Raw genomic sequence first — 21,009 nt, 5'->3', positions numbered from 1 at the left:
CTTCTCACCTACCGTCTCATCTTTGGATCTAACGCATCACGAAGTGCATCACCAAGTAAATTAATTGATACAACTGTTATAAAGATTGCGAAACCAGGCGGAATCCATAACCACGGCCGCTTTTGGAAATCAATTAATGAGTTAGCTGCGCTAATCATATTCCCCCATGATGGTGTAGGTGGGACGACGCCGAGACCTAAGTAGCTTAGTGCGGATTCACTCAAAATTGAACCTGCAACGCCCAAAGTTGCTACAACAATAAGCAACGGAAAGACGTTAGGAATTAAATGATGAATAATTTTCCGAGAATCCTTTAATCCTAATACATCTGCTGCTTGCATAAAGGCTTGCTCCCGCAATGTTAAAATTTGTCCTCTCACAAGCCGGGCAAGTCCTGGCCATCCTACTAAACTTAAAATAATCATTACAACATATAAACGGTATTCCGATGGTAATTTCCATTCTGATAAAATTGCTCCCATTATAATAAGTAGCGGTAATCCCGGAATGGACATTAACACATCCGCAACACGCATAATTAAATGATCTACAACCCCTCGATAAAAACCAGCAATTGCTCCTAATAAAGCTCCTAGTATAACGGATAATAGCATCGACGCTAAACCAATTGTTAATGAAATACGCCCTGCTTGCATAAGTCTAGTTAAAATATCCCGTCCCAATTGGTCTGTTCCAAGCCAATGTGACAGGCTGGGTGGTTTATTAATTTGTGTTACTTGTACTTTCCCATCAGCATACGGCGAAAAGATTGGACCGATAAAACTAAATAAAAACATAAATATTAAAACGTATAAGCCACACAGTGCCATCTTATTTTTCTTAATTTTTTTATACGCTTGACGCCATGGTGATGATTCATTTCTCTTTTTTCGTTCTTTCTTTTTCTCTATTATTGGTGTAATAGTCTCCATATCTTTTCCCCCTTACTTCAATCGAATTCTTGGATCAACAAACGCATATACAATATCAGCTAAGAAATTAGCCATAATTGTTAAACAAGAAAGAAACATTGTAAAGGCCATTAATACCGTATAATCACGGAAGTTTAATGCTTCTAATTGAATACTCCCAATCCCTGGCCAATTAAAAATCTGTTCAATAATAATCGCTCCTGAAAATAAACCAGGTAATTCAAAAGCAAGTAATGTAATTGCTGGCAAAATTGCATTTTTCAATGCATGTTTATAAATAACGGTTCTTTCTTTTAAACCTTTTGCACGAGCAGTACGAATATAATCTTGCCTAACAACATCCAACATGCTAGTTCTAAAATATCGTGTTAATGATCCTACACCAAGAAGCGTTAAAATAAATACAGGTAGAATCATATGACGTAATACTTCTAATATGTATGCTATTCCTGTTGAGTTACTTCCAATATCAATCATGCCACCAATAGGTAATAACTTTAAATCAACTGCTAATAATTTAATTAAAAATAATCCGATAAAGAATGATGGAAATGACATTGCTGCAAAGACACCGATTGTTACCAATCTATCAAACCAAGAGTGCTGCTTTGTTGCAGAAATAACCCCAATAATAAGAGCAATAATCCAAGTGAAAAATAAAGCTGCAACAGCAACGATAAATGTATTCCAAATAAATTTATTAAGTAATGAAGTTACAGGTTCTTGATACTGTAGAGAAAATCCAAAATCACCATGCAAAGCATTCACTAACCATTGAAAATATCTTTCAATAATTGGTTTGTTTAAGCCATACAATTCCCTTAACTCTTGAGCTCTCTCTGGTGTTAACTTAGGATTTGAATCAATATAATCCCCCGGCAAAAGTGCAAATAAGAAAAAAATAATAATAGATGTACCAAACAATGTAGGGATCATTTGAAGGAACCTACGAACGATATATGTTTTCACCTTTTGTCTCCCCAATCCTATTTACTTAAAAATAGAAGAACATTTTTTCAAAACAGCTACTATCCCATCGCTGTATGAAAAAACGCCTTCTATTATTTAGGTCAACCCTTATTGTTCAATAGATAACACTGGTAAGTTGGAACTAATGCTATCGTACTTTTCTGGATCAATTCCTTTTATACGTGCATTATGAGCATAAAGTAGTTTACGATAGTTTAATAAAATAACTGGTGGATCATCACTTAACTCTTTATACAGTTCTTTATAAATTGCTTTACGTTTTTCAATATCTGTCGTCCCTATACCTTTTACAATCAAGTCATCTACTTTCGGGTTGTTATAACCCGTATCACTTTTTGGATTAGTTGATAAGTAATCACTTACAACTTCACTTGGGTCACTAATTCCTGGTGTTGAAACTGCCGCTAAATCGTAGTCACCTTTTCCTACTTTTGAAAGCATCGTATTAAAGTCCATCAACTCTGGATTTAATTCAACACCGATTTCTTTGTAACTTTCTTTTGCAATTGGAATAAAGATATCATTTGTTTTACCTGTATTTGATGCGTAGTATGTTAATTTTAGTTTTTGACCATCTTTTTCACGAACCCCGTCAGAACCTACTTTCCAACCAGCCTCATCCAATAATTTTTTAGCCTTTTCTACGTCGTGTGGATATTTATTAATACCTTCTTCTGTATATGCCCATGAAACTGGCGCAATTGGTACGTTAGCAACAGATCCATATCCTTGTAAAGCTGTATCTACATACTTCTTACGGTCTAATCCATAAGTAAGTGCTTGACGTACCTTCTTATCTTTCAAATACGATTTCTTATTATTTACATAGATATAAGCAATATCACTTGATGACTCAAGATTAATATTTGCAAACTCTAATCCTTTTAATTGGTCTATATTCTCAGGATTTGCTCTAAATCCACTATAGTCCAGTTCACCTGTTTGGAATAATTGGAATCCAGTATCACCTGATGTGATTTTGTAAATAAAGTTTTTGATTTTTGGTTTACCTGCATAATAATTTTCATTAGCAACAAAGCGTACTTCTTGACCTGGAACATATTTTTCAAATTTATATGGACCCGCTGCAATTGGTTGCCCATATAATGCTTTTAAATAGTCTAAACTTGTATTTTGTTTATAATCTTTTCCATAATAAGCTTTTGATAGCACTGGGCCACCTAAATTAGTTAGCGCCTGTGAATTAACTTTTTCAGTTGTAATTTTAATTGTCTGTGGATCAACAACTTGAATTCCTTCAATAGAAGTTGCTTTTCCTTCTTTATATTCTTTTCCACCTTTAACAGCATACTGGGCAATATCCATTCCACCTTCATACGCTTTATCATGAAGTAGTGTTAATGTAAATGCTACGTCCCCCGCCGTTAAAGGCGAACCATCACTAAATTTTAGATTTTTACGTAAATGGAATGTATATGTTAACTGGTCAGCAGAAATATCCCATTTTTCTGCAAGATCCGGAATAGGCTTACTTTGTTTGTCTGTTGCTACTAGTGACGCAAAAATAACAGACGTTACATTTCCATCCCAACCATTCTCTTGGAAATATGGAAGGAAAACTCCCCCTGGCTTAGAAATGGCTGTAATAAAAGTATCTTTTCGCTGATTTGCTTTCTCTGGACTTTTCTTTTTATCTGTAGCTGGAATTGATTCAATCTTAGCGTCTTTTAAATCCTGCTTTTTTACCGGTTCTGTAGAAGCCGTATCTTCCTGTCCCCCACAAGCAGATAACACAAGCGAACTACTCAATAATACTGAAAATACACCAGCCCATTTTTTTGTCTTTTTCTTCATTGTCCCCACCCTAACTTTTTTAATAATTAAACCTTATGAATTGCTTGCCTTATGTATGCCTCCCACAGCAACATTTTATAGCCAATCGGAAAAGTCGGTTTTAATCGTAAAAAAATAGATGTTTTTGAGGGGTAACAATCCTATTCCGACCTTTCCGGTAGACTTTATGGTTATTAGCTTATATCGTCCGTTATATTTTGTCAATTCTTTCTAAATAAATATTTTGAGAATTTTTTAAAAATTATTATTCTATCTTTAATTTAGGTAAACTTAATAAAATACCGTTATAGTTATCTTCTTGTAATCCTTGAATTCGTGCATTATGTGCAGACACCACTTTGCTATTATTCAAGAAGATTACAGGCGGGTCTTCACTTAATTCTTGATATAACTTTTTATAAATTTCTTTTCGCTTTTCAATATCCAACGTTTCTAATGCTTGCTTAGCTAATTCATCTACTTTCGGATTATAATATCCATCATAATTTCGTTTACTTGTTGAAACAAACTCTTCAATCGTTCCGCTCGGATCATCAATCATTGGCGTAGATACCATCGCTAAATCATAATCACCTTTTATCACTTTTGAAATCATCGTATTAAAGTCCATATATTCTGGGTTAAACTCTACACCCAACTTTTTATAATCTTCTTTCATCACAGGAATCATTACATCATTTATTTTACTTGCTGATGAGGCAAAATAACTTACTTTCAATTTTTGTCCATCTTTTTCACGAATCCCATCCGAACCCGCTTTCCATCCAGCCTCATCCAGTAATTTCTTCGCCTTCTCTAAATTATACTCATATTTATTAATGCCCTCTTCTGTATACGCCCATGAAACTGGCGTAATCGGTACATTAACGAGTGACGCATATCCTTGGAAATACGTATCAATAACCTTTTGACGCTCTAATCCGTAAATAAATGCTTGGCGGACACGTTTATCTTTAAAGTATGGCTTCTTATAATTCATTTTAATGTAGCCATAAGAGCTTCCTGTATACACATTAATATTAGCAAAACCTAAATCTTTTAATTGCTCAATGGTCTCCACGTTTGTCGTAAAACCATTATAGTCTACTTCTCCTGCTTGAAATTGTTGTAACTTCGTATCACCCTTTGTAATTTTATAAATAAAGTGCTCAATCTTCGGTTTTCCTTCAAAATAATTTTCATTTGCTACAAATCGAACGTCTTGACCAGGAATATATTTATCCAATTTATAAGCTCCTGCTCCCACCGGCTTTCCATATAACTCTTTTAAGTACTCCAAGTGTCCTTGTTTATACTCTCTCCCATAATAAGCTTTAGATATAACTTCTCCACCGATTAATGATAATGTTTGAGCATTTACCTTTTCAGTCGTAATCGTAATTGTTTTCGGATCAATGATTTGAATTCCTTCAATAGAGGTTGCCTTTCCTTCTTTATAAGCTTGCCCACCTTTTATTGCTGTTTGGCTTATATCAGTCGCACCACTATAAGTTGGATCATGTAATAACGTTAATGTAAATGCTACATCATCTGCTGTTAGCGGTGAACCATCACTAAACTTTAAATCATCTTTCAAATGGAACGTATATGTAAGCTGATCCTCCGAAATATCCCACTTCTTCGCTAATATTGGAATCAGTTTTCCTTCCTTATCGAGTCCAACAAGAGGGGCAAAGATAGCCTGCGTTATGTTACCATCCCATCCATTCTCCATAAAGTGCGGAAGGAATATCCCTCCAGGACTTGGCATTCCAACTACAAAAGTATCTTTTCTTTCTTTTACTTTTGTAGGACTTTTTGCTTTGTCGCTTGCTTTAATAAATTCATCTTTTACTTTTGGTACGTTCCCGGCTTCATTTGTACTTGCTTCCTCTTGACCACATCCGGCTAGTAATACCGATACACTAAGAAATATAGCAAGTGCTCCTTTAAAAGTATTTTTCATTGCCCTCTCACCTTTACCTTCCTAATTTTTATCGATGCAGGAACATAGGCCTCCTCCCTGTAACTATCTTTATTTTCCCTATAAAAATAGTATGAATTAATTTCAAGATTATTCCTTTCCTTTAAACATGTCAATCACTCTCTTTTATTTCTTATTAAAAAATTAAAAATTCACTTCTATTCGTTCCATATGAAACATAGACTACTAATAACCAATTACCAAAAAGGGGGCGAAAACATGGACAACCTATTCCAATACGTCCTGCACTACGTATTATTAACAATTATGATAGTCGGGGCGCTATTACTATTCCCATTCTTCCCAAAGTTCGTCCTCTTTTTAGCTTTTTTTATTATGCTCGGGATCGCTATTATCATTTCAACAAGGGAAGATACGACACAAAAAGAAAACAGAGTTCAGCGTGTAAAGCTGTAACTCTGTTTTTTTATTTTCAATCCTGATTCGCTGTTACACATACTTATGTCTCGGGAAATAAGTAACCGATCAAAAAAAACTAATATCATTTATGTTTTACAATCTATGCAAATTACGGAACAAAGATGTATCAAATTTACTGTTTCACGTGAAACACAATTTTTATTTTTTCTTAAAGTAAAATATCAGTATAAAAAAGCGAATCCCTTCAGAAAAAATGAAAAGAATTCGCTTTCTATTTTTTACTCCACAATACTCTCTAACTCATTATATAACTCCGCTCGTAACAACTCTTTCTTCGTTTTTTCTTCATACAATTGTTCAAGCATTTCAACATCAACTACATGTTCCATCTTACACTCAAGCATATATATATCCTCTTCTACATGCATTAACTCCGTTTCAATATCCTCAACATTCCTAACTTCTTTCTTTTTTAAAGGAGCTGTTGCCATACTTTTTCTTCCTTGGCGTTGCTGCTTTATTACTTGTTTCTCGAGCTTTTCTTCCCACTTTTGACGAGCCCATGCGTAGTTCCCTGCAAACTCAAATAATTTATGCTCATCAATCCAATACGTCTTTTCAAATAACTTATTTAAAAAATAACGATCATGTGAAACAGCTAAAATCGTCCCATTATATTGCTCAAGAGCTTCCTCTAAAACTTCCCTTGATTCAATGTCGAGATGGTTTGTCGGCTCATCTAAAATTAAAAAATTGATATCTTGATACATAAGTTGCGCAAGTCTTAATCTCATTTTTTCTCCACCGCTCAGTTGCGTTACTTTCTTAAACACCGCTGGACCATAAAATAAAAACTTAGCTAATATATGTCTCGCTTCTCCCTCTGTTACAGCTACATATTCCCTGAAATCCTCTAATACATTACTCTTCATATTTCCGTACGCATGCTGTGATAAATAACCGATTTTCACACTACTACCAATTCGAATTTCTCCAGCGTCTGGTTTTATTTCTTCTAATAATAACTTTAGTAGCGTTGTCTTTCCTGTACCATTACGGCCAACGATCGCCGCACGCTCTTGAAAACGAACATGTAAATTCGCTTCGTTAAATAAAGGATGTCCAGCAAAACCTTTACTCACTTCTTTCATTAAAACAACGTCTTTCCCACTTCTCTCTTGCCCTTCAAACTGAAGTCCCATTTGTTTTCGTTCTAAAATAGGTTTCTTTAGTTTCTCTATACGTTCCAGTGCACGTTCCATACTTCTCGCTCTCTTATGCAATCCTTCATTCGGAGGATTCGCCTGATTTGCCCATTCACGTAGTCGCTTAATTGCTTCTTTCATTTTCTTTATTTTCTTTTGCTGTTCTTGATAAGCCTGAAACTCCTGAAGCAACCGTTCTTCCTTTTCGTCAACAAACTGAGAATAGTTCGTATGATACACGTGAATCTCTCCATCTTCTAAATCAAAAATCTTCGTTACAACTTCATCAAGGAAATAGCGATCATGTGAAATGACCATAACTGTTCCATTGTATTCTTTTAAAAATTGCTCTAGCCACTCTACGGCAAATAAGTCTAAATGATTGGTTGGTTCATCTAATAGAAGTAAATCTGGTTTCTGCAATAGCATGTATGCAAGACTTACCTTTGTTTGTTCCCCACCACTTAACTCCAAAAATGATCGTGGAAATAGTTCTGTCACCTGTAGACCATTTGCTACCTTCATCATATTCGCTTCTATTTCATAACCACCGAGAAACGCAAACTTTTCTTGGATTACTCCGTATCTCTCCATTAATTTTTGTAAAGCAGATGGTTCCCGTTCTTCCGCCATATTTTTTTCTAAAGCACGCATTTCTCTTTCCAATTCCTTTTCTGTTTTAAAAGCGGAACTCAATACATCATATACAGTCATACCCTCATCAAATTTCGGAATTTGTGCCACATGACCAATACGTGTACCTTTCTTCATATGAATGGCTCCTGCATCCAAACTTTCCATTCCAGTTAGAAGCTGAAAGATTGTTGTCTTCCCACTACCGTTACGACCAACTAATCCAACACGTTCACCATTCTTTATTTCAAGCGATATATTTTCAAATATGATGTTTCCACCAAAAGATTTCATTACATTATTCACACTACAAATTGTCATTTTCCGTACTCCTTTCAATATAAAAAACCATGGGAAAGAAACATTCCCCATGGTTTTCGACATAGAAAAAGGAAGCCAAATAGCTCCCTTTTCACACTTTTATTAAAAATGGGTGAAGAGATTTCTATCGTTCAATAGCTACTATGCAATTGTTAAAAAAGGACAGACGTATCCCGTTAACAACTACATCATGAAAAATCGCACGACAAAAATAGATATAATCTAAAAATTTGGCACGTGCAGCTAAAGAACGTTTCATCTCATTCACCTCTTTCGTACGGAATTTAATACTTACTTCTTTATTATACTTTCCCATTTCATGTTTGAATAGTCATTTTTCTGAAAATAATGAAGATAGACTAAACATTTCAATAAGTGACATCAAATCTTACAAAACTGTTATGTTCACGTAATGGAAAGCGATAGTACGAAAAGATGCCTCCCTATACAATAAAGATGTAAACAAGAGAGCCAAACAAAAGGAGGAAACGATCATGATGAAAGAAATCGTAAAAGCAATCTTTGAGGTATTAGTGAACGGACAAGCAGTTGTAAAAGAACTAAATGAACTATAAAAAGGAGTGAAGGAATATGATGAACATGGTAAAAATGATTTTACATGCTCTAGTTGATGCAAAAGCAGTTAGCCAAGAATTAAACCAACAATAAAAAAGGGGTAAATGAATATGAAGAAAGCCATTATTGTAATCGCAAGTACAGCAATTGCCTTATACACAATAAAAAATAGAAAAAAGAAACCTAATAAAAATGATTTATATTATCCATACACATTATTAAAGAAAAAATAAAAGACAAGGTACCCTATTGTAATGAGGATATCTTGTCTTTTATTTTTCCTATTCCTTTTAAAGGATTTCCTTCTCCTTTTCCCGAATGTATTAAGCGGGATTTTTACACATATTTTAAAGGGGCATATATACAAATGGATACACAACAACTATACTTTTTAAACGATATTGGCAAACAAAAACCAGAAAGCATTCGGAATAGAAGCGCTGCATGTCCTTTTTGTGACAGAGAAAATTTAACGGATATTTTAGCAACTGAGGGCTCAATTATTTGGCTGAAAAACAAATTCCCTACATTAAAAGATACATTTCAAACGGTGCTAATCGAAACCGATAATTGTAAAGACCACATTGCAACATATACAGAAGAACATATGAGATCGCTAATTCGTTTCTCCATTAAACATTGGTTAGACTTACAGAAGAATGAAGAATTCACATCTGTGATTTTATACAAAAATCACGGTCCATTCTCAGGCGGGAGTTTGCATCATGCACACATGCAGATTATCGGAATGAAATATGTAGACTATCTCGGTAACGTAGAACCGGACAACTTCCGAGGAGTCATTGTACAAAAAAACGAACGCATTGAACTCAATATTTCAGATCGTCCTATTATCGGTTTTACTGAATTTAATATCATTATTGCAGATATTGGATACATAGATGAACTGGCAAATTATATTCAGCAAACTGTACGTTACATACTGACAGATTTCCATAAAGGATGTAGTAGTTATAACTTATTCTTCTATTACTTAAACGGAAAAATCATTTGTAAAGTTGTTCCTAGGTTCGTCGTTTCACCATTATATGTAGGATATAAAATACCGCAAGTTTCTACAAAACTAAAAGACGTGAAAATACAACTCGCGCAGTACTTCACGAGCGAAAAAGATGCAATTATTCATAAAAAAACAGAGTAGGTATAGAAAACCTACTCTTTGATTACACCTTTATTTCGATAGTACACATCTTCTAATCCGATGTTATACTTCATGTTATTATCCGTCCACTCTGGCCCTAAATTTCCTGGCCATCCAGATGTATTTGCTACATATTTTAGTAATGCAAAATCAGTCAAACCTTTTTGCACCCCGCGCTTATATCCTTTCATTAAATGCGGCATTGCAATTTGCGCATTTGTGCGCGGATCTTTCAACTCTTCATCAGTTAAATGATCTGGTGCAAGCCCACCGCCACGGTGCAATTGAAACAGTCCGAATGAAGTTCCGTTATCTCCAATACTTCTTGGATTTAACCGGCTTTCATGTTCAGCAATTGTAAGAGGTATCCATTCTGGAAGATTGACTTTCTTTGCTTCCTCTATAATAATTTGTTTCATTTGTTTTGCTTCTTCTGAGTCAACATAGCTTGTCTCATTCACTAACTTGCCCATTCCTTCAGACTTTCCTTGGAAATATAAGTACACCCCAAGAACAACTAAAAATCCTACAAAGAATTTCTTCACTACCACTACCTCTTTCTCCGCTGAAATTTGTCCCCTTTCAGCCTTCCTCCCTTTACAATTACCCACATTCTATCATTCTCTTACCCTTTTATCATAGCAAATAACTATATATATTATCATCATGCTTTAGACCGATTTTGTGAAAAAACAGCTGGTAAATACGTGCAAAAATGTAACTTTCATAGACTACAACGTATTTTTTGTATATAATTTTAAATTGAACTCTACATATAGAAGAGGAGCAGACCAAATGAAAAAGTGCATCATACTCTTGTTCAACATTTTACTACTTATCCCTATCCACACCTCTGCACAAACATCATCAAAACCAAAAGTACTTGTTTTATACAGTACAAAAGACGATAAAATTACAAATAATATTCAAATTCTTAATACCCAATTAGGACATTTTACAAACGATATAACTACGAAAAGTTTAAAAAAGGCTAATGAAATTACTAATTCATCTTCTTATACACATATTGTTTATATCGGTGAACAAAAAGAAGAGTTTCCTATTGAAACAAAGCAACTTCTAGAAAATTTCTCAGGCCCAGTATTAGTTTTAGGACAAAATGTTGAACAATTATCTCATCGCTTTTCTTTCATTACCCTAAAGGCTGATGATATACGAGTTAATAAAATCGAATATCCAAGCCATAAGCTTAAAAACACTTTAGAAGAGGAACGATTGGTTCAATCTTTTGATACAACCGGAACTGTTCTTGCTAACGCTTTAAGCTCAAATAGCAAGAGCCCACTAATCGTTCGGCACGAAACATCTTATTACGTTGCAACGTCAAATCTCTTTGACTGGATGTCTCATTATGTCGGCGAAATGTTATTTTCTTACTTTGGACAAAAGCCAACGACAAATAAAGTAGAGGCTTATTTACGTCTTGAGGACGTTCATCCAGCCGCAGATACAAATCAATTAAAAGAAATTGCTGAATTACTAAAAGAGAAAAAGATTCCTTACATGATCACTGTTATTCCTGTATATACAGATCCAGATACAGGTAAAACACTGCATTTAAAGGATAAACCCGAACTAGTCGATCTTTTACGCTCTATGCAAGATGATGGTGCATCAATTATTATGCATGGTTATACGCATCAATTTTATGATAGTGAAACTGGGGAAGGTTTTGAATTTTGGGACGTAAAAACAGATCAACCAATTCGTCAACCGAAGCATGAAAAACCAAAAACAAAAGATGACTTCCCTAATGTCGAAGCATATAATGCATATGTAAAAAAAGGGGAAGAGTTTGAAGAAAAGTATACGACTGATCATATTGAAAAAGGTATTCAAGAACTTGTAGATGCCAAACTATATCCTGTCGCATTTGAAGCACCTCATTACACGATGTCTCAAAAAGGATATGAAATATTATCAAGGTACTTTTCAACTTATGTAGGACAACTACAGTTAAGTGATACAACTTGGAAATCCATGCACTCACCATTCTATACAAGTACCCCATCATTTTTACACGGAATGAAATTAATACCTGAAACAGTTGGCTTTATTGAAGAAGATAAGCCACATGCTATTGCAAAGATGAAAGAACGTGCTGTATCTGTTGCTAAATTATCCGATGGAGTTATTGGTGCATTCTATCATCCTTACTTAGGTGTGAAACCATTAAAAGAAGTATTAAAGGATCTAGAAAGCATTCCAAATATAGAATGGATTGATTTACAAAAAGAAGCAAATGAAGTGAAAATGCAAGATATTCATATTACTACTAATAAAGACGGCATTCACGTTGAAAAACCAACAAGCGCAAGCGATGTAATGGATTATATAAAACAATATGGATTCTTCCTTATACTTGGTTTCTTCATCATTGTCTTTCTATTGTTATTAAGACGTGGGAAAAAATTAGAATCTTAATACAAAACCACCAAGCATTTTGCTTGGTGGTTTTTTTAACTTAAACTAAAACGTGGCATGTTATTAATAACCCATTGATCATTTTCATAATAAAAAGGATAAGAGTAACGCTCCTATCCTTTCAAATAAAATTGAATCGTATTTTCATATATCGTTTTCGCAACCTTATTAACAGATACGTTTTTTATAACACTAATTTCCTTTAATACCTCTCGAATCATTCTCGGATGCGTCATAACATCCTCGTGAAATTCCCACGGTCCATCTGTTTCTACCATCATATATTCAAGTGGATAATACGAAACAATTTTTCTAATTTTGTCCTTATGTAAAACATCTGGTGTGATAGAAATATAATAACCGTTCCTCATCATCCGTTTCATTGTTGTTTCACTTCCTTTAAACCAATGAAAGTGTGCACGTGAAACTTTATATTTCTCTAGTAAATCACATACAATATCAGCATCTTCATACACTGCATGCAATATAATGGGTAAATCATATTTACTAGCTAGTTCAACAAATCGTTGTAACACTGATATATATGATTTGATAGTAATACGCTCATCTTCTTTTCTTAAATAATACGGTAAGCCTACTTCACCAATCGCAACTATGTCTTCTACATGCTCTTCAATTAATTTATAAATTTGCTCACATTCTTCTTTATGAATCGGTTGCTCCGGATGAAAACCTATTGCTGGATGTACAAAAGGATATCGCTTTGCTAAAGATAAAGTTTCTTTACATGATTGATAATTCATAGATACCGCGATAAGCCCCTGTATCTCTTTACTATGTTCCACATCTTTAAGTAATCTACTTTTTTCTTCATCCTTATATTGGTCAACATGTATATGACTATCAATCCATTTCATCTTTATTCCCCCATAAAAAAAACAAGAAAGGATCTCCCTTCTTGTTTTATCATCTATATTATTTAACAATTAAGTTTGTTATGATATCAAATAATCCAATACATACTACGGCAACAGTAAAGTAGCTACAGAAATCTTTAATTGGAAACTTCACTACTTCTTCTTTACGCATCCCAGTTTTCTCCCTTCTTACTATATCCCTAATTATTTTATCTATTTGTATCTATTATGCAAAAAATATGACAAATTTACTATCGAATTAACTTACGTAAACCTTACAATGTTGTAAGGTTTATAAAAAGAGCCTCATCTAAATACAGATGAGGGCTATTAAAAAGTAGTTGGTTTTTCATTCTTCATTAATATTACAAACAGAAAGTAATACAGTGAGACTTTCTAATTACACTATATGAAATTCACTATCTTTTAACCATCGAATTACATTACAGAAGACTTACATGTTTGTAAGCTATGTGTAATGTAATTCGATAGTTTCTCTTACCTATATCTCGTACACTAAAGTTAGAAAGCAAGCCAAATAAGAAGAACACTCACATAACCAAATTACATTGCTAGTAGCTACTCTTCTTATACCTTTCACTCATGCTACTACAATGTACCCCCTTCCCCTTTATATAACAAAAAGAGCCTTAGTCCATATTGACTAAGGCTCTTTCATGAACCCTAAAATACCCCTACCTAGTATTTTTATTTTCGACAAAAAATAGATGGGGTATAATCTGCTATCTCATCGTTAAAAGTTTACTCTTCGCATTAATAGGAATATTTACAGCTTCAATTTCTTCAATCGCCTCTCCGTAGCGTCCTTTTGCATACACCTTTAACGCTTCATCTCTCTTTAACATATGCTTAACAGTCTTCTTTATTTTTTGTTCTCTTCCACGTTCGTCAAATGCAATAAATTCATATTCATACCACTCATCACCAATATGCTGACCAATTGTATTCACGACCGTATAGTATTCTTTCGTCTTATAAAGTGGATTATATTTATCGATAACTGGTCCAAGTTTCGTAGGCAGTAACATTACTACTATCACTATCATCGCTATTATAGTAGTGATCATTTTTTTCTTCATAATCAATCTTCCTCCTCTGCAGGATATATATACATCCATTTTAAAAAGAAGGAATAAAATCTACTATTGAATCTCATTACATTACACTTACATTATTGTAAGAATTAAAAAAGGTGAACGAATTTACTCGTTCACCTTTTAGCTCGCTTTAAAGCCACCGCCAAGTACATCGCGTACATCATGAATAACAACGAAAGCATCTTCATCTACTCGACTAATAACCTGCTTTAACTTAACAAGCTCTTGTTTATTTATAACAACATATAACACTTCTTTATTTTTACCAGTATATCCGCCGCGTCCTTCTAATACAGTGACACCGCGTGTCATGTTTTTCGTAATAGTTTCACGGATTAAATCCGGTTGATTTGAAATGATTGTAACAGCTGTTTTTGTATCCATTCCTTCTACAATGAAATCAATCACTTTCGCTCCGATGAATACTGCAACAAGTGTGTACATTGCTTTTTCTTGCCCTATTATAAATACAGAACCAGCAATTACCACAATATCAATAATAAGTACGCCTTTACCAACGCTCCACCCTAAATATTGATTGGCTAACCGAGCTAAAATTGCCGATCCTCCTGATGTACCTCCAGCTTTGAACATACAGCCTAATCCGACACCGACAAATAAGCCAGCGAATAGAGCTGCTAATAACGTATCACTATTTACATGATACTCAATATGTTCCGTAACATATAAAAACAAGGATGTTTCTACAATCCCTAAAATTGTATAAACCATCGTTTTCTTATCAAAAAATTTATAACCAATAGCTAGTAAAATTGCATTTATAGCAAAGTTTACAATCCCCGGTGACCAATCAAATAAATAGTACGTAACAACCGTTAAACCAATAATTCCACCCTCTGATAAACGGTTTGGAATTGCAAAGTAATTAATACCAATTGCGAATAATAATGAACCAATTGTAATTAGTGTTATTTCCTTTATACGTTGATTAACCATAGTTCATACCTCCCCCCATTTGACATTGTATCACTATCTCCTAGAGGTTTAGAAGTTGTTTTTATTGCGCATTTTTACTCTTACAGATCGGGATATTATGTTTAAACAAAGGGGTGATTAATTATTCATATTCGCTCTAACTGTACGGACAAATCGCTCCACATTCCCCTTCTGAATATACTTAGCTCGAATGGTTTCATGATTACAAGTACATTCGAAATGCGGACGAAAATCTATGCTATCTATATGCAAATATGAATAATCTTTAAATGTTGCAGGATAGTATGGAAATTTCCCATAAAAGAGAAGACGTCTAGTAGTAGCAGCAAAAATCCCTTGTTGATACGATAGCGTAAAATTATCCTTCTCAAATATCCCTACGACAAAAGCCAAAATCTTTTCATCATCCTCTATATACTTTTTCATACTCAATAAAAGTTCATTCATGCATATCCCTCCAAATACTATTCTTGAAAAGAATCCATGGATTATTACAGACCGGTGTAACTCCTTTATAAAGTATGAAACGCGTTTCCTGTCAAAGATATTTCAAAAAAATAATCCGTTATGCAATTTACACATAACGGATTAAAACTAAACAGTAGAGCGTTCCACAAGTTCGTATGGAATTTCCACCTTTTCTTGTTTAGAACTCTCACCACTTATTTGCCTATAAAACATTTCAAAAGCCTTTTTACCTATCTCCTTTAAATTTTGATCAATGGTTGTAAGTTGTAACACTTGCGAAATAGGTTGATTATCAAAGCCAATAATCGCTAAATCCTCAGGAACTTGAATACCTAATTTTTCAGCTTCTGTCATAACCCCAATCGCAACTTCATCTCCTGCTACTATTAATGCTTCGGGAAGATGCTGCATCCCCTTTAATTTATGAGCCACTTTCACACCATCTTCTAATGTAAAACATTCTGTAAAAATCCATTCTTCATTCACTTCTTCATCTATAGATTGCAATTGCTGTTTATAAACATCAAAACGCTTTTGACTACTCGGACCTAATTTCCTCCCCGTACAATAACCAATTTTTTTATAACTTTTCTCAATCAAATAATCCATTCCTAATTGAAAAGCTGCCGAATGATTCGTATATACACTTGAGATATTTGAAATATCATTATCTTCACAAGCAACGATTGTCCCATAGGAAGCATACGGCTCTATCGTTTCCCAATCATTCGCACGAGAACAAATAATAAGGCCATCCAATTGTTTTGTTTTTAACATATGTAAACTTTTCATTTCTTCTTTTTTATTATAATTCGTTTGGCAAAGTAGCACTCTGTAATTATGAGCTAACGCCACCTCCATCATCCCGCCCACCATCGCATCAAAACATGGATGATTAATATACGGTAAAATTACACCAACAATATTCGTTTTCCCTTTTGATAAATGAACGGCATTTGCGTTTTGTGAGTAATTCAACTTCTCAACTATCTCCATAACCGCTTTCCTTTTTTCTTCACTTACATATGGGTGATCATTCAACACTCTCGAAACAGTTGTAACTGAAACTCCCGCCATCTTTGCAATATCTTTAATATTGGCCATACACTCACCTCTACTTTTAACTTAATGAATTCCACGAACATATGTCAAACTTTCTCATCATTACACCTTCATTCGTTTTTCTTACAAAAGTGTAATTTTCCTGTAAGCTAATTCGATAGTTACTCTCCTCAATATTTCATACAATTAAGTCAGAAACAGGACAACAACTATTCGAAAGGGAGCGGATTCATATGATGAACAAAATGAAATCAAACAATTTTTTAAATACAATGGGCATGGTATTTTCCGCTCTAATCGATGCTAAAGCTGTTGCTTCTACATTAAACAAGTAAGGAGAATGCATCATGAATAACATCACTTTTAACAAATTAGATTTTTTAGGACTAGCTAGTGGCTCTCTTCTTCTTACTGCTTTTATTTACGCCGCTACGCTTGTATAACTTTTGTGTCCCCTTTCCCCTTTATTATAAATAGTAATAGAAAAGACGACCGTCTATGCCCGGTCGTCTTTTCTTACTTTTGATTTGATTGCAAAGTTTCCTTTAGCTCATCAAACTTCTCATTTAATTGATCTGTCATCATTTTCATAGCTGTCTTTCGATCTATTTGTTCTTCAGCATCAATTTGAATTGGGTCGCCAAAAATTAATTGTGCCCTTTTCCCTTTTATTAATTCTTTTACACTTGATGGACCAACATAAGCTGCCGGTACTAACGGGACATTAGAACGCAATGCAATCGTAACAGCCCCAGCTTTTAATGAAACGTCTTCTGTTGATCGTGTCCCACTCGGAAAAATCCCTACTACTTTCCCTTCTTTTAATAGGCGTGACGGAATTTTGAGTGTACTCGGTCCTGGATTCGCACGATCTACAGGGAATGCATTCACATTTTTAAAGAACCAATTTTTGAACTTCCCTTCAAATAACTCTTTTTTTGCCATGTAATGAATTTGGGTCGGGTACATCCCTGTGGCTAACATTAATACATCCATAAAACTTGTATGTGTACATGCAACAACATATGGGCCACCTTCTGGTAACTTTTCTCTTCCTTGCACTTCTACTTTCCCAGCTGTTTTAAATATATATTTCAACAAAAATGTAATTGGTTTATACATTTGTTTCGTTCCTTTCTGAATATCCGAATTATAATCATTTTCTTATAACGATTATAACACTAAGTTTTAGGAGTTGGTAATAATTTTAAGTATTAATTGTTACATTTCAATTCTTACAAAAGTGTAATTTTCTTGTAAGCTAATTCGATAGTTACTTCCCCAAATATTTCATACAATTAAGTCAGAAAGAAACAACAACTATTCGAAAAGGAGCGGATTCATATGATGAACAAAATGAAATCAAACAATTTTTCAGATACAGTGGGCATGGTATTTTCCGCTCTAATCGATGCAAAATCTGTTGCTTCTACATTAAACAAGTAAGGAAGGAGAATGCATCATGAATAACATCACTTTTAACAAATTAGATTTTTTAGGATTAGCTAGTGGCTCTCTTCTTCTTACTGCTTTTATTTACGCTGCTACGCTTGTATAACTTTGTGTCCCCTTTCCCCTTTATATAGAAAAAGACGACCGTCTATGCCCGGTCGTCTTTTTACATTTTTCTTTCTTTCAATTCTTTTAAAAGCTGTATCAGCTCAGCTTGTTGTTTTATCTTTTTACGACCATTTCGGTTAATTGCTGCAAGCTCGCAGGCAACTCCGACGGCGAAGAAAAACAATAAACTTTCTAACATGTGAAATCCTCCAATTGCCTATTAAACAGCTTGACGTAATTGCTCTTCTTGTAAACTTCGCTTGTTTATATTTTCTTCTTTTCTCTGACAAACGTTATTGCGAATAAGTGCTGCAATAACAAGTAAAGTCCCTATAATATCAAACATTGTTATTCGATATCCTTGCATCATCATAATAACTAAAGTCGTGATTGGTACAAAATTAATAAATAAAATCCCATTAATGGACGATAAAATTTTCACACCATAGTTCCAAGCAAGTAACGCTACGATACCTGGTAATGTCATCATAAAAAATAAATCATATTTCACGATAGAAATCGTTCCCATATTCGGAACCGATACGTATCCAAACGATGTAATGATTACAGTTATAATCCCTGTGACAGTCGTACCGAATACACACGTCAACGTAGAATAACGTAATGTTGACCAATCGCTACACGTTTGACCACCCATCGTATAAATAACCCAACCTACAACCCCAACAAATATAAAGGCCAGCGAAAACATGTTATCTTTCAATGTTAAAAAGAAACTCATATCACCTTTCGTAATAACGAATACAGCCCCTACAAAAGCGATAATCATGCTCGTTATCATATACTTTTTCGGTTTTACATGCTTATATCCCCATAGAATACAAATAGAAATCATCGGCATCAGTGCTTCCATAATGGAGGCTACCATCACACCTGATTTTCCCATTAACATTTGACCTAAAAATATAAGTACATTATATACAGTAAACGCCATCGTTCCGAAAAAGACGAGTAACTTTCCTCTTCCCTCTAAACGAAATGCCTGTTTTCCTTCTTTCATTAACAACAATACAATCAGTACGATCGCCACTGCTCCATAGCGAATAAGCGAAAAATAAAATGGATCTATGTATTCTAGCGCATGATCAGCAACCGGAAACATTGCTCCCCACGACATACTTGCAATTAAACACGCTAAAGCCCCTATTATCATTTGACCTTTTTTCACCACAATCCCCCACTTCTTTCTATTTGCACAAAGAGAATTGTAAAAGAAAAAATATATCACGTAAAATGATTCAAAATGATGTTAACTATCATTTATAATGATAGTTAACATCAAGGAGGATCACATTATGGAATTAAGAGATTTACAAATCTTCCAGAACGTTGCCGACAAAGGTAGTGTAAGCGGCGCAGCAAAGGAATTAAATTACGTACAATCAAATGTAACTGCACGTATTAAACAACTAGAGAACGAACTAAAAACACCGCTCTTTTATCGTCATAAACGAGGCATGACTTTAACAGCTGAAGGAAGGAAAATGCTCGTTTATGTTAATAAAATTTTGCAAGATGTTGACGAGCTAAAACAAGTATTTTTAGATAGTGAAACTCCCTCTGGCATATTAAAAATCGGTACAGTCGAAACAGTAAGTACATTACCTACCATTTTATCTTCTTACTATAAACGCTATCCGAATGTCGATTTATCATTACAAGCGGGTCTAACAGAAGCATTGATTAGAGAAGTACTTGATCATCAATTAGATGGTGCCTTTATATCAGGGCCTATTAAACACCCACTAATTGAACAATACGATGTTAGTACAGAAAAATTAATGCTTGTAACACAAAATAAAGCTTTTCATATAGAAGAATTTACAACAACGCCCCTACTCGTTTTTAACCAAGGATGTGGATACCGTTCCAAACTAGAACGATGGCTTAAAGATGAAGGTTTGCTCCCAAAAAGAATTATGGAATTTAATATATTAGAAACGATATTAAACAGTGTTGCACTCGGCCTTGGAATTACACTCGTACCACAGTCTGCTGTCCACCATCTTTCTAAAGCTGGTAAAGTACATTGTCATGCAATCCCTGAAAAATATGGTAGTATTTCAACGGTTTTCATACGCCGTAAAGATAGTTATATGACGAATTCAATGCGTAGCTTTTTAAAAACAATTGAAGAGCATCATCATATCAATATGCTTTAAAAGACATTCTTACATGAATGTCTTTTTTTCTTACAAAAATGTAAGTCTCCCGTAAGCTAATTCGATAGTTGCAGGCGATCATATTTCCTATAATTAAGACATAAAGCAGGGCAACAACAATTCGAAAAGGAGCGGATACGCATGATGAACAAAATGAAATCAAACAAATTTTTACATACAATGGGCATGGTGCTATCCGCACTTGTCGATGCAAAAGCTGTTGCAACTACATTAAATAAATAAGGAGAGATTATAATGAACAACATTACATTTAACAAATCAGACTTTATCGGACTTGCAAGTGGAGCGACTCTTCTTACAGCCTTCATTTACACACTTGCTCAAGGTCTTGTTTAATAC

The 21,009-nt window shown here is 34.3% G+C and carries 23 protein-coding genes; 8 read left to right on the top strand and 15 right to left on the bottom strand.

All coding sequences use genetic code 11. The features are described 5' to 3' along the window. Positions 1-8: 8 nt before the first annotated feature. From opp4C to DM800_RS04920, 4 genes are all read right to left on the bottom strand, one after another. A complete protein-coding gene (gene opp4C / locus DM800_RS04935) occupies positions 9-932 on the bottom strand; it encodes an oligopeptide ABC transporter permease (RefSeq protein WP_000447957.1) in 924 nt (307 codons plus the stop codon). A gap of 12 nt (positions 933-944) precedes the next feature. Next, entirely contained in the window at positions 945-1,901 is a 957-nt protein-coding gene (locus tag DM800_RS04930; RefSeq protein ID WP_000860732.1) for an ABC transporter permease, read from the bottom strand. A gap of 108 nt (positions 1,902-2,009) precedes the next feature. Next, entirely contained in the window at positions 2,010-3,737 is a 1,728-nt protein-coding gene (locus tag DM800_RS04925) for an ABC transporter substrate-binding protein (RefSeq protein ID WP_147786529.1), read from the bottom strand. A 244-nt stretch (positions 3,738-3,981) separates the two neighbouring features. Then, positions 3,982-5,682 carry an ABC transporter substrate-binding protein gene (locus tag DM800_RS04920; RefSeq protein WP_147786528.1) on the bottom strand — a complete coding sequence of 567 codons (1,701 nt, stop codon included), beginning with the start codon at positions 5,680-5,682 and terminating at the stop codon, positions 3,982-3,984. Between the two features lie 237 nt (positions 5,683-5,919). Here DM800_RS04920 and DM800_RS04915 point away from each other — a divergent pair, with 237 nt between their 5' ends. Further along, complete coding sequence (locus tag DM800_RS04915) at positions 5,920-6,117, top strand: hypothetical protein (protein ID WP_000369258.1); 198 nt, start codon at positions 5,920-5,922, stop codon at positions 6,115-6,117. A gap of 242 nt (positions 6,118-6,359) precedes the next feature. Here the strand turns inward: DM800_RS04915 and abc-f are convergent, their stop codons facing one another. Beyond that, the gene (abc-f, locus tag DM800_RS04910; RefSeq protein ID WP_147786527.1) at positions 6,360-8,240 is read right to left on the bottom strand and encodes a ribosomal protection-like ABC-F family protein; all 1,881 of its coding nucleotides are present in this window, start codon (positions 8,238-8,240) and stop codon (positions 6,360-6,362) included. 124 nt (positions 8,241-8,364) lie between these two features. Next, a complete protein-coding gene (locus DM800_RS29095) occupies positions 8,365-8,499 on the bottom strand; it encodes an RAxF-45 family protein (protein WP_046956655.1) in 135 nt (44 codons plus the stop codon). 421 nt (positions 8,500-8,920) lie between these two features. On the opposite strand from DM800_RS29095, the gene DM800_RS04905 reads away from it, so the two are divergent. Beyond that, positions 8,921-9,049, top strand: a complete 129-nt coding sequence (locus DM800_RS04905) for a spore coat protein B (protein ID WP_141555521.1) — start codon at positions 8,921-8,923, stop codon at positions 9,047-9,049. Between the two features lie 134 nt (positions 9,050-9,183). Further along, positions 9,184-9,978, top strand: a complete 795-nt coding sequence (locus DM800_RS04900; RefSeq protein WP_255446947.1) for a DUF4931 domain-containing protein — start codon at positions 9,184-9,186, stop codon at positions 9,976-9,978. 11 nt (positions 9,979-9,989) lie between these two features. Here the strand turns inward: DM800_RS04900 and DM800_RS04895 are convergent, their stop codons facing one another. Then, entirely contained in the window at positions 9,990-10,523 is a 534-nt protein-coding gene (locus DM800_RS04895; RefSeq protein ID WP_048542991.1) for a transglycosylase SLT domain-containing protein, read from the bottom strand. A 250-nt stretch (positions 10,524-10,773) separates the two neighbouring features. Between DM800_RS04895 and DM800_RS04890 the strand changes: the two genes are divergently transcribed. Further along, positions 10,774-12,423: a DUF2334 domain-containing protein gene (locus tag DM800_RS04890; RefSeq protein WP_147786525.1), complete on the top strand. Its 1,650-nt coding sequence runs from the start codon at positions 10,774-10,776 to the stop codon at positions 12,421-12,423. A gap of 113 nt (positions 12,424-12,536) precedes the next feature. Here the strand turns inward: DM800_RS04890 and DM800_RS04885 are convergent, their stop codons facing one another. The 5 genes from DM800_RS04885 to DM800_RS04865 all read right to left on the bottom strand — a co-directional run bounded on the left by DM800_RS04885 (position 12,537) and on the right by DM800_RS04865 (position 16,948). Continuing rightward, entirely contained in the window at positions 12,537-13,301 is a 765-nt protein-coding gene (locus tag DM800_RS04885; RefSeq protein ID WP_098048790.1) for a TatD family hydrolase, read from the bottom strand. A gap of 743 nt (positions 13,302-14,044) precedes the next feature. Beyond that, positions 14,045-14,401 (bottom strand): YxeA family protein, encoded by a 357-nt coding sequence (locus DM800_RS04880; protein WP_048563001.1) that lies wholly within the window; start codon positions 14,399-14,401, stop codon positions 14,045-14,047. Between the two features lie 138 nt (positions 14,402-14,539). Beyond that, positions 14,540-15,376 carry a YitT family protein gene (locus DM800_RS04875; protein WP_000248044.1) on the bottom strand — a complete coding sequence of 279 codons (837 nt, stop codon included), beginning with the start codon at positions 15,374-15,376 and terminating at the stop codon, positions 14,540-14,542. A gap of 117 nt (positions 15,377-15,493) precedes the next feature. Beyond that, positions 15,494-15,823 carry a PH domain-containing protein gene (locus tag DM800_RS04870; protein ID WP_147786524.1) on the bottom strand — a complete coding sequence of 110 codons (330 nt, stop codon included), beginning with the start codon at positions 15,821-15,823 and terminating at the stop codon, positions 15,494-15,496. 147 nt (positions 15,824-15,970) lie between these two features. Next, positions 15,971-16,948 carry a LacI family DNA-binding transcriptional regulator gene (locus DM800_RS04865; protein WP_087984956.1) on the bottom strand — a complete coding sequence of 326 codons (978 nt, stop codon included), beginning with the start codon at positions 16,946-16,948 and terminating at the stop codon, positions 15,971-15,973. A gap of 305 nt (positions 16,949-17,253) precedes the next feature. On the opposite strand from DM800_RS04865, the gene DM800_RS04860 reads away from it, so the two are divergent. Then, the gene (locus DM800_RS04860; RefSeq protein ID WP_001060007.1) at positions 17,254-17,349 is read left to right on the top strand and encodes a DUF3948 family protein; all 96 of its coding nucleotides are present in this window, start codon (positions 17,254-17,256) and stop codon (positions 17,347-17,349) included. A gap of 73 nt (positions 17,350-17,422) precedes the next feature. Here DM800_RS04860 and DM800_RS04855 read toward each other — a convergent pair whose 3' ends face one another. After that, positions 17,423-18,028, bottom strand: a complete 606-nt coding sequence (locus DM800_RS04855; RefSeq protein WP_147786523.1) for a lysophospholipid acyltransferase family protein — start codon at positions 18,026-18,028, stop codon at positions 17,423-17,425. Positions 18,029-18,368: 340 nt separating this feature from the next. Between DM800_RS04855 and DM800_RS04850 the strand changes: the two genes are divergently transcribed. Further along, the gene (locus DM800_RS04850) at positions 18,369-18,464 is read left to right on the top strand and encodes a DUF3948 family protein (protein ID WP_001060007.1); all 96 of its coding nucleotides are present in this window, start codon (positions 18,369-18,371) and stop codon (positions 18,462-18,464) included. A 60-nt stretch (positions 18,465-18,524) separates the two neighbouring features. Here DM800_RS04850 and DM800_RS04845 read toward each other — a convergent pair whose 3' ends face one another. Together DM800_RS04845 and DM800_RS04840 are read right to left on the bottom strand one after the other, a co-directional pair. Further along, positions 18,525-18,665 (bottom strand): YrzO family protein, encoded by a 141-nt coding sequence (locus DM800_RS04845; protein WP_000894064.1) that lies wholly within the window; start codon positions 18,663-18,665, stop codon positions 18,525-18,527. A 21-nt stretch (positions 18,666-18,686) separates the two neighbouring features. Next, on the bottom strand, positions 18,687-19,655 hold the full coding sequence (locus tag DM800_RS04840; protein WP_142310846.1) for a DMT family transporter: 969 nt from the start codon (positions 19,653-19,655) through the stop codon (positions 18,687-18,689). Between the two features lie 127 nt (positions 19,656-19,782). Here DM800_RS04840 and DM800_RS04835 point away from each other — a divergent pair, with 127 nt between their 5' ends. Together DM800_RS04835 and DM800_RS04830 are read left to right on the top strand one after the other, a co-directional pair. Then, complete coding sequence (locus tag DM800_RS04835; RefSeq protein ID WP_048542928.1) at positions 19,783-20,649, top strand: LysR family transcriptional regulator; 867 nt, start codon at positions 19,783-19,785, stop codon at positions 20,647-20,649. Positions 20,650-20,904: 255 nt separating this feature from the next. Beyond that, the gene (locus DM800_RS04830) at positions 20,905-21,006 is read left to right on the top strand and encodes a DUF3948 family protein (RefSeq protein WP_001060018.1); all 102 of its coding nucleotides are present in this window, start codon (positions 20,905-20,907) and stop codon (positions 21,004-21,006) included. Positions 21,007-21,009 lie beyond the last annotated feature (3 nt).

This window comes from Bacillus sp. AY18-3, from assembly GCF_008042305.1.
In the GTDB taxonomy this organism is placed as follows: Bacteria; Bacillota; Bacilli; order Bacillales; family Bacillaceae_G; genus Bacillus_A; species Bacillus_A wiedmannii.
This window is presented reverse-complemented; position numbering and strand designations above follow the sequence as displayed.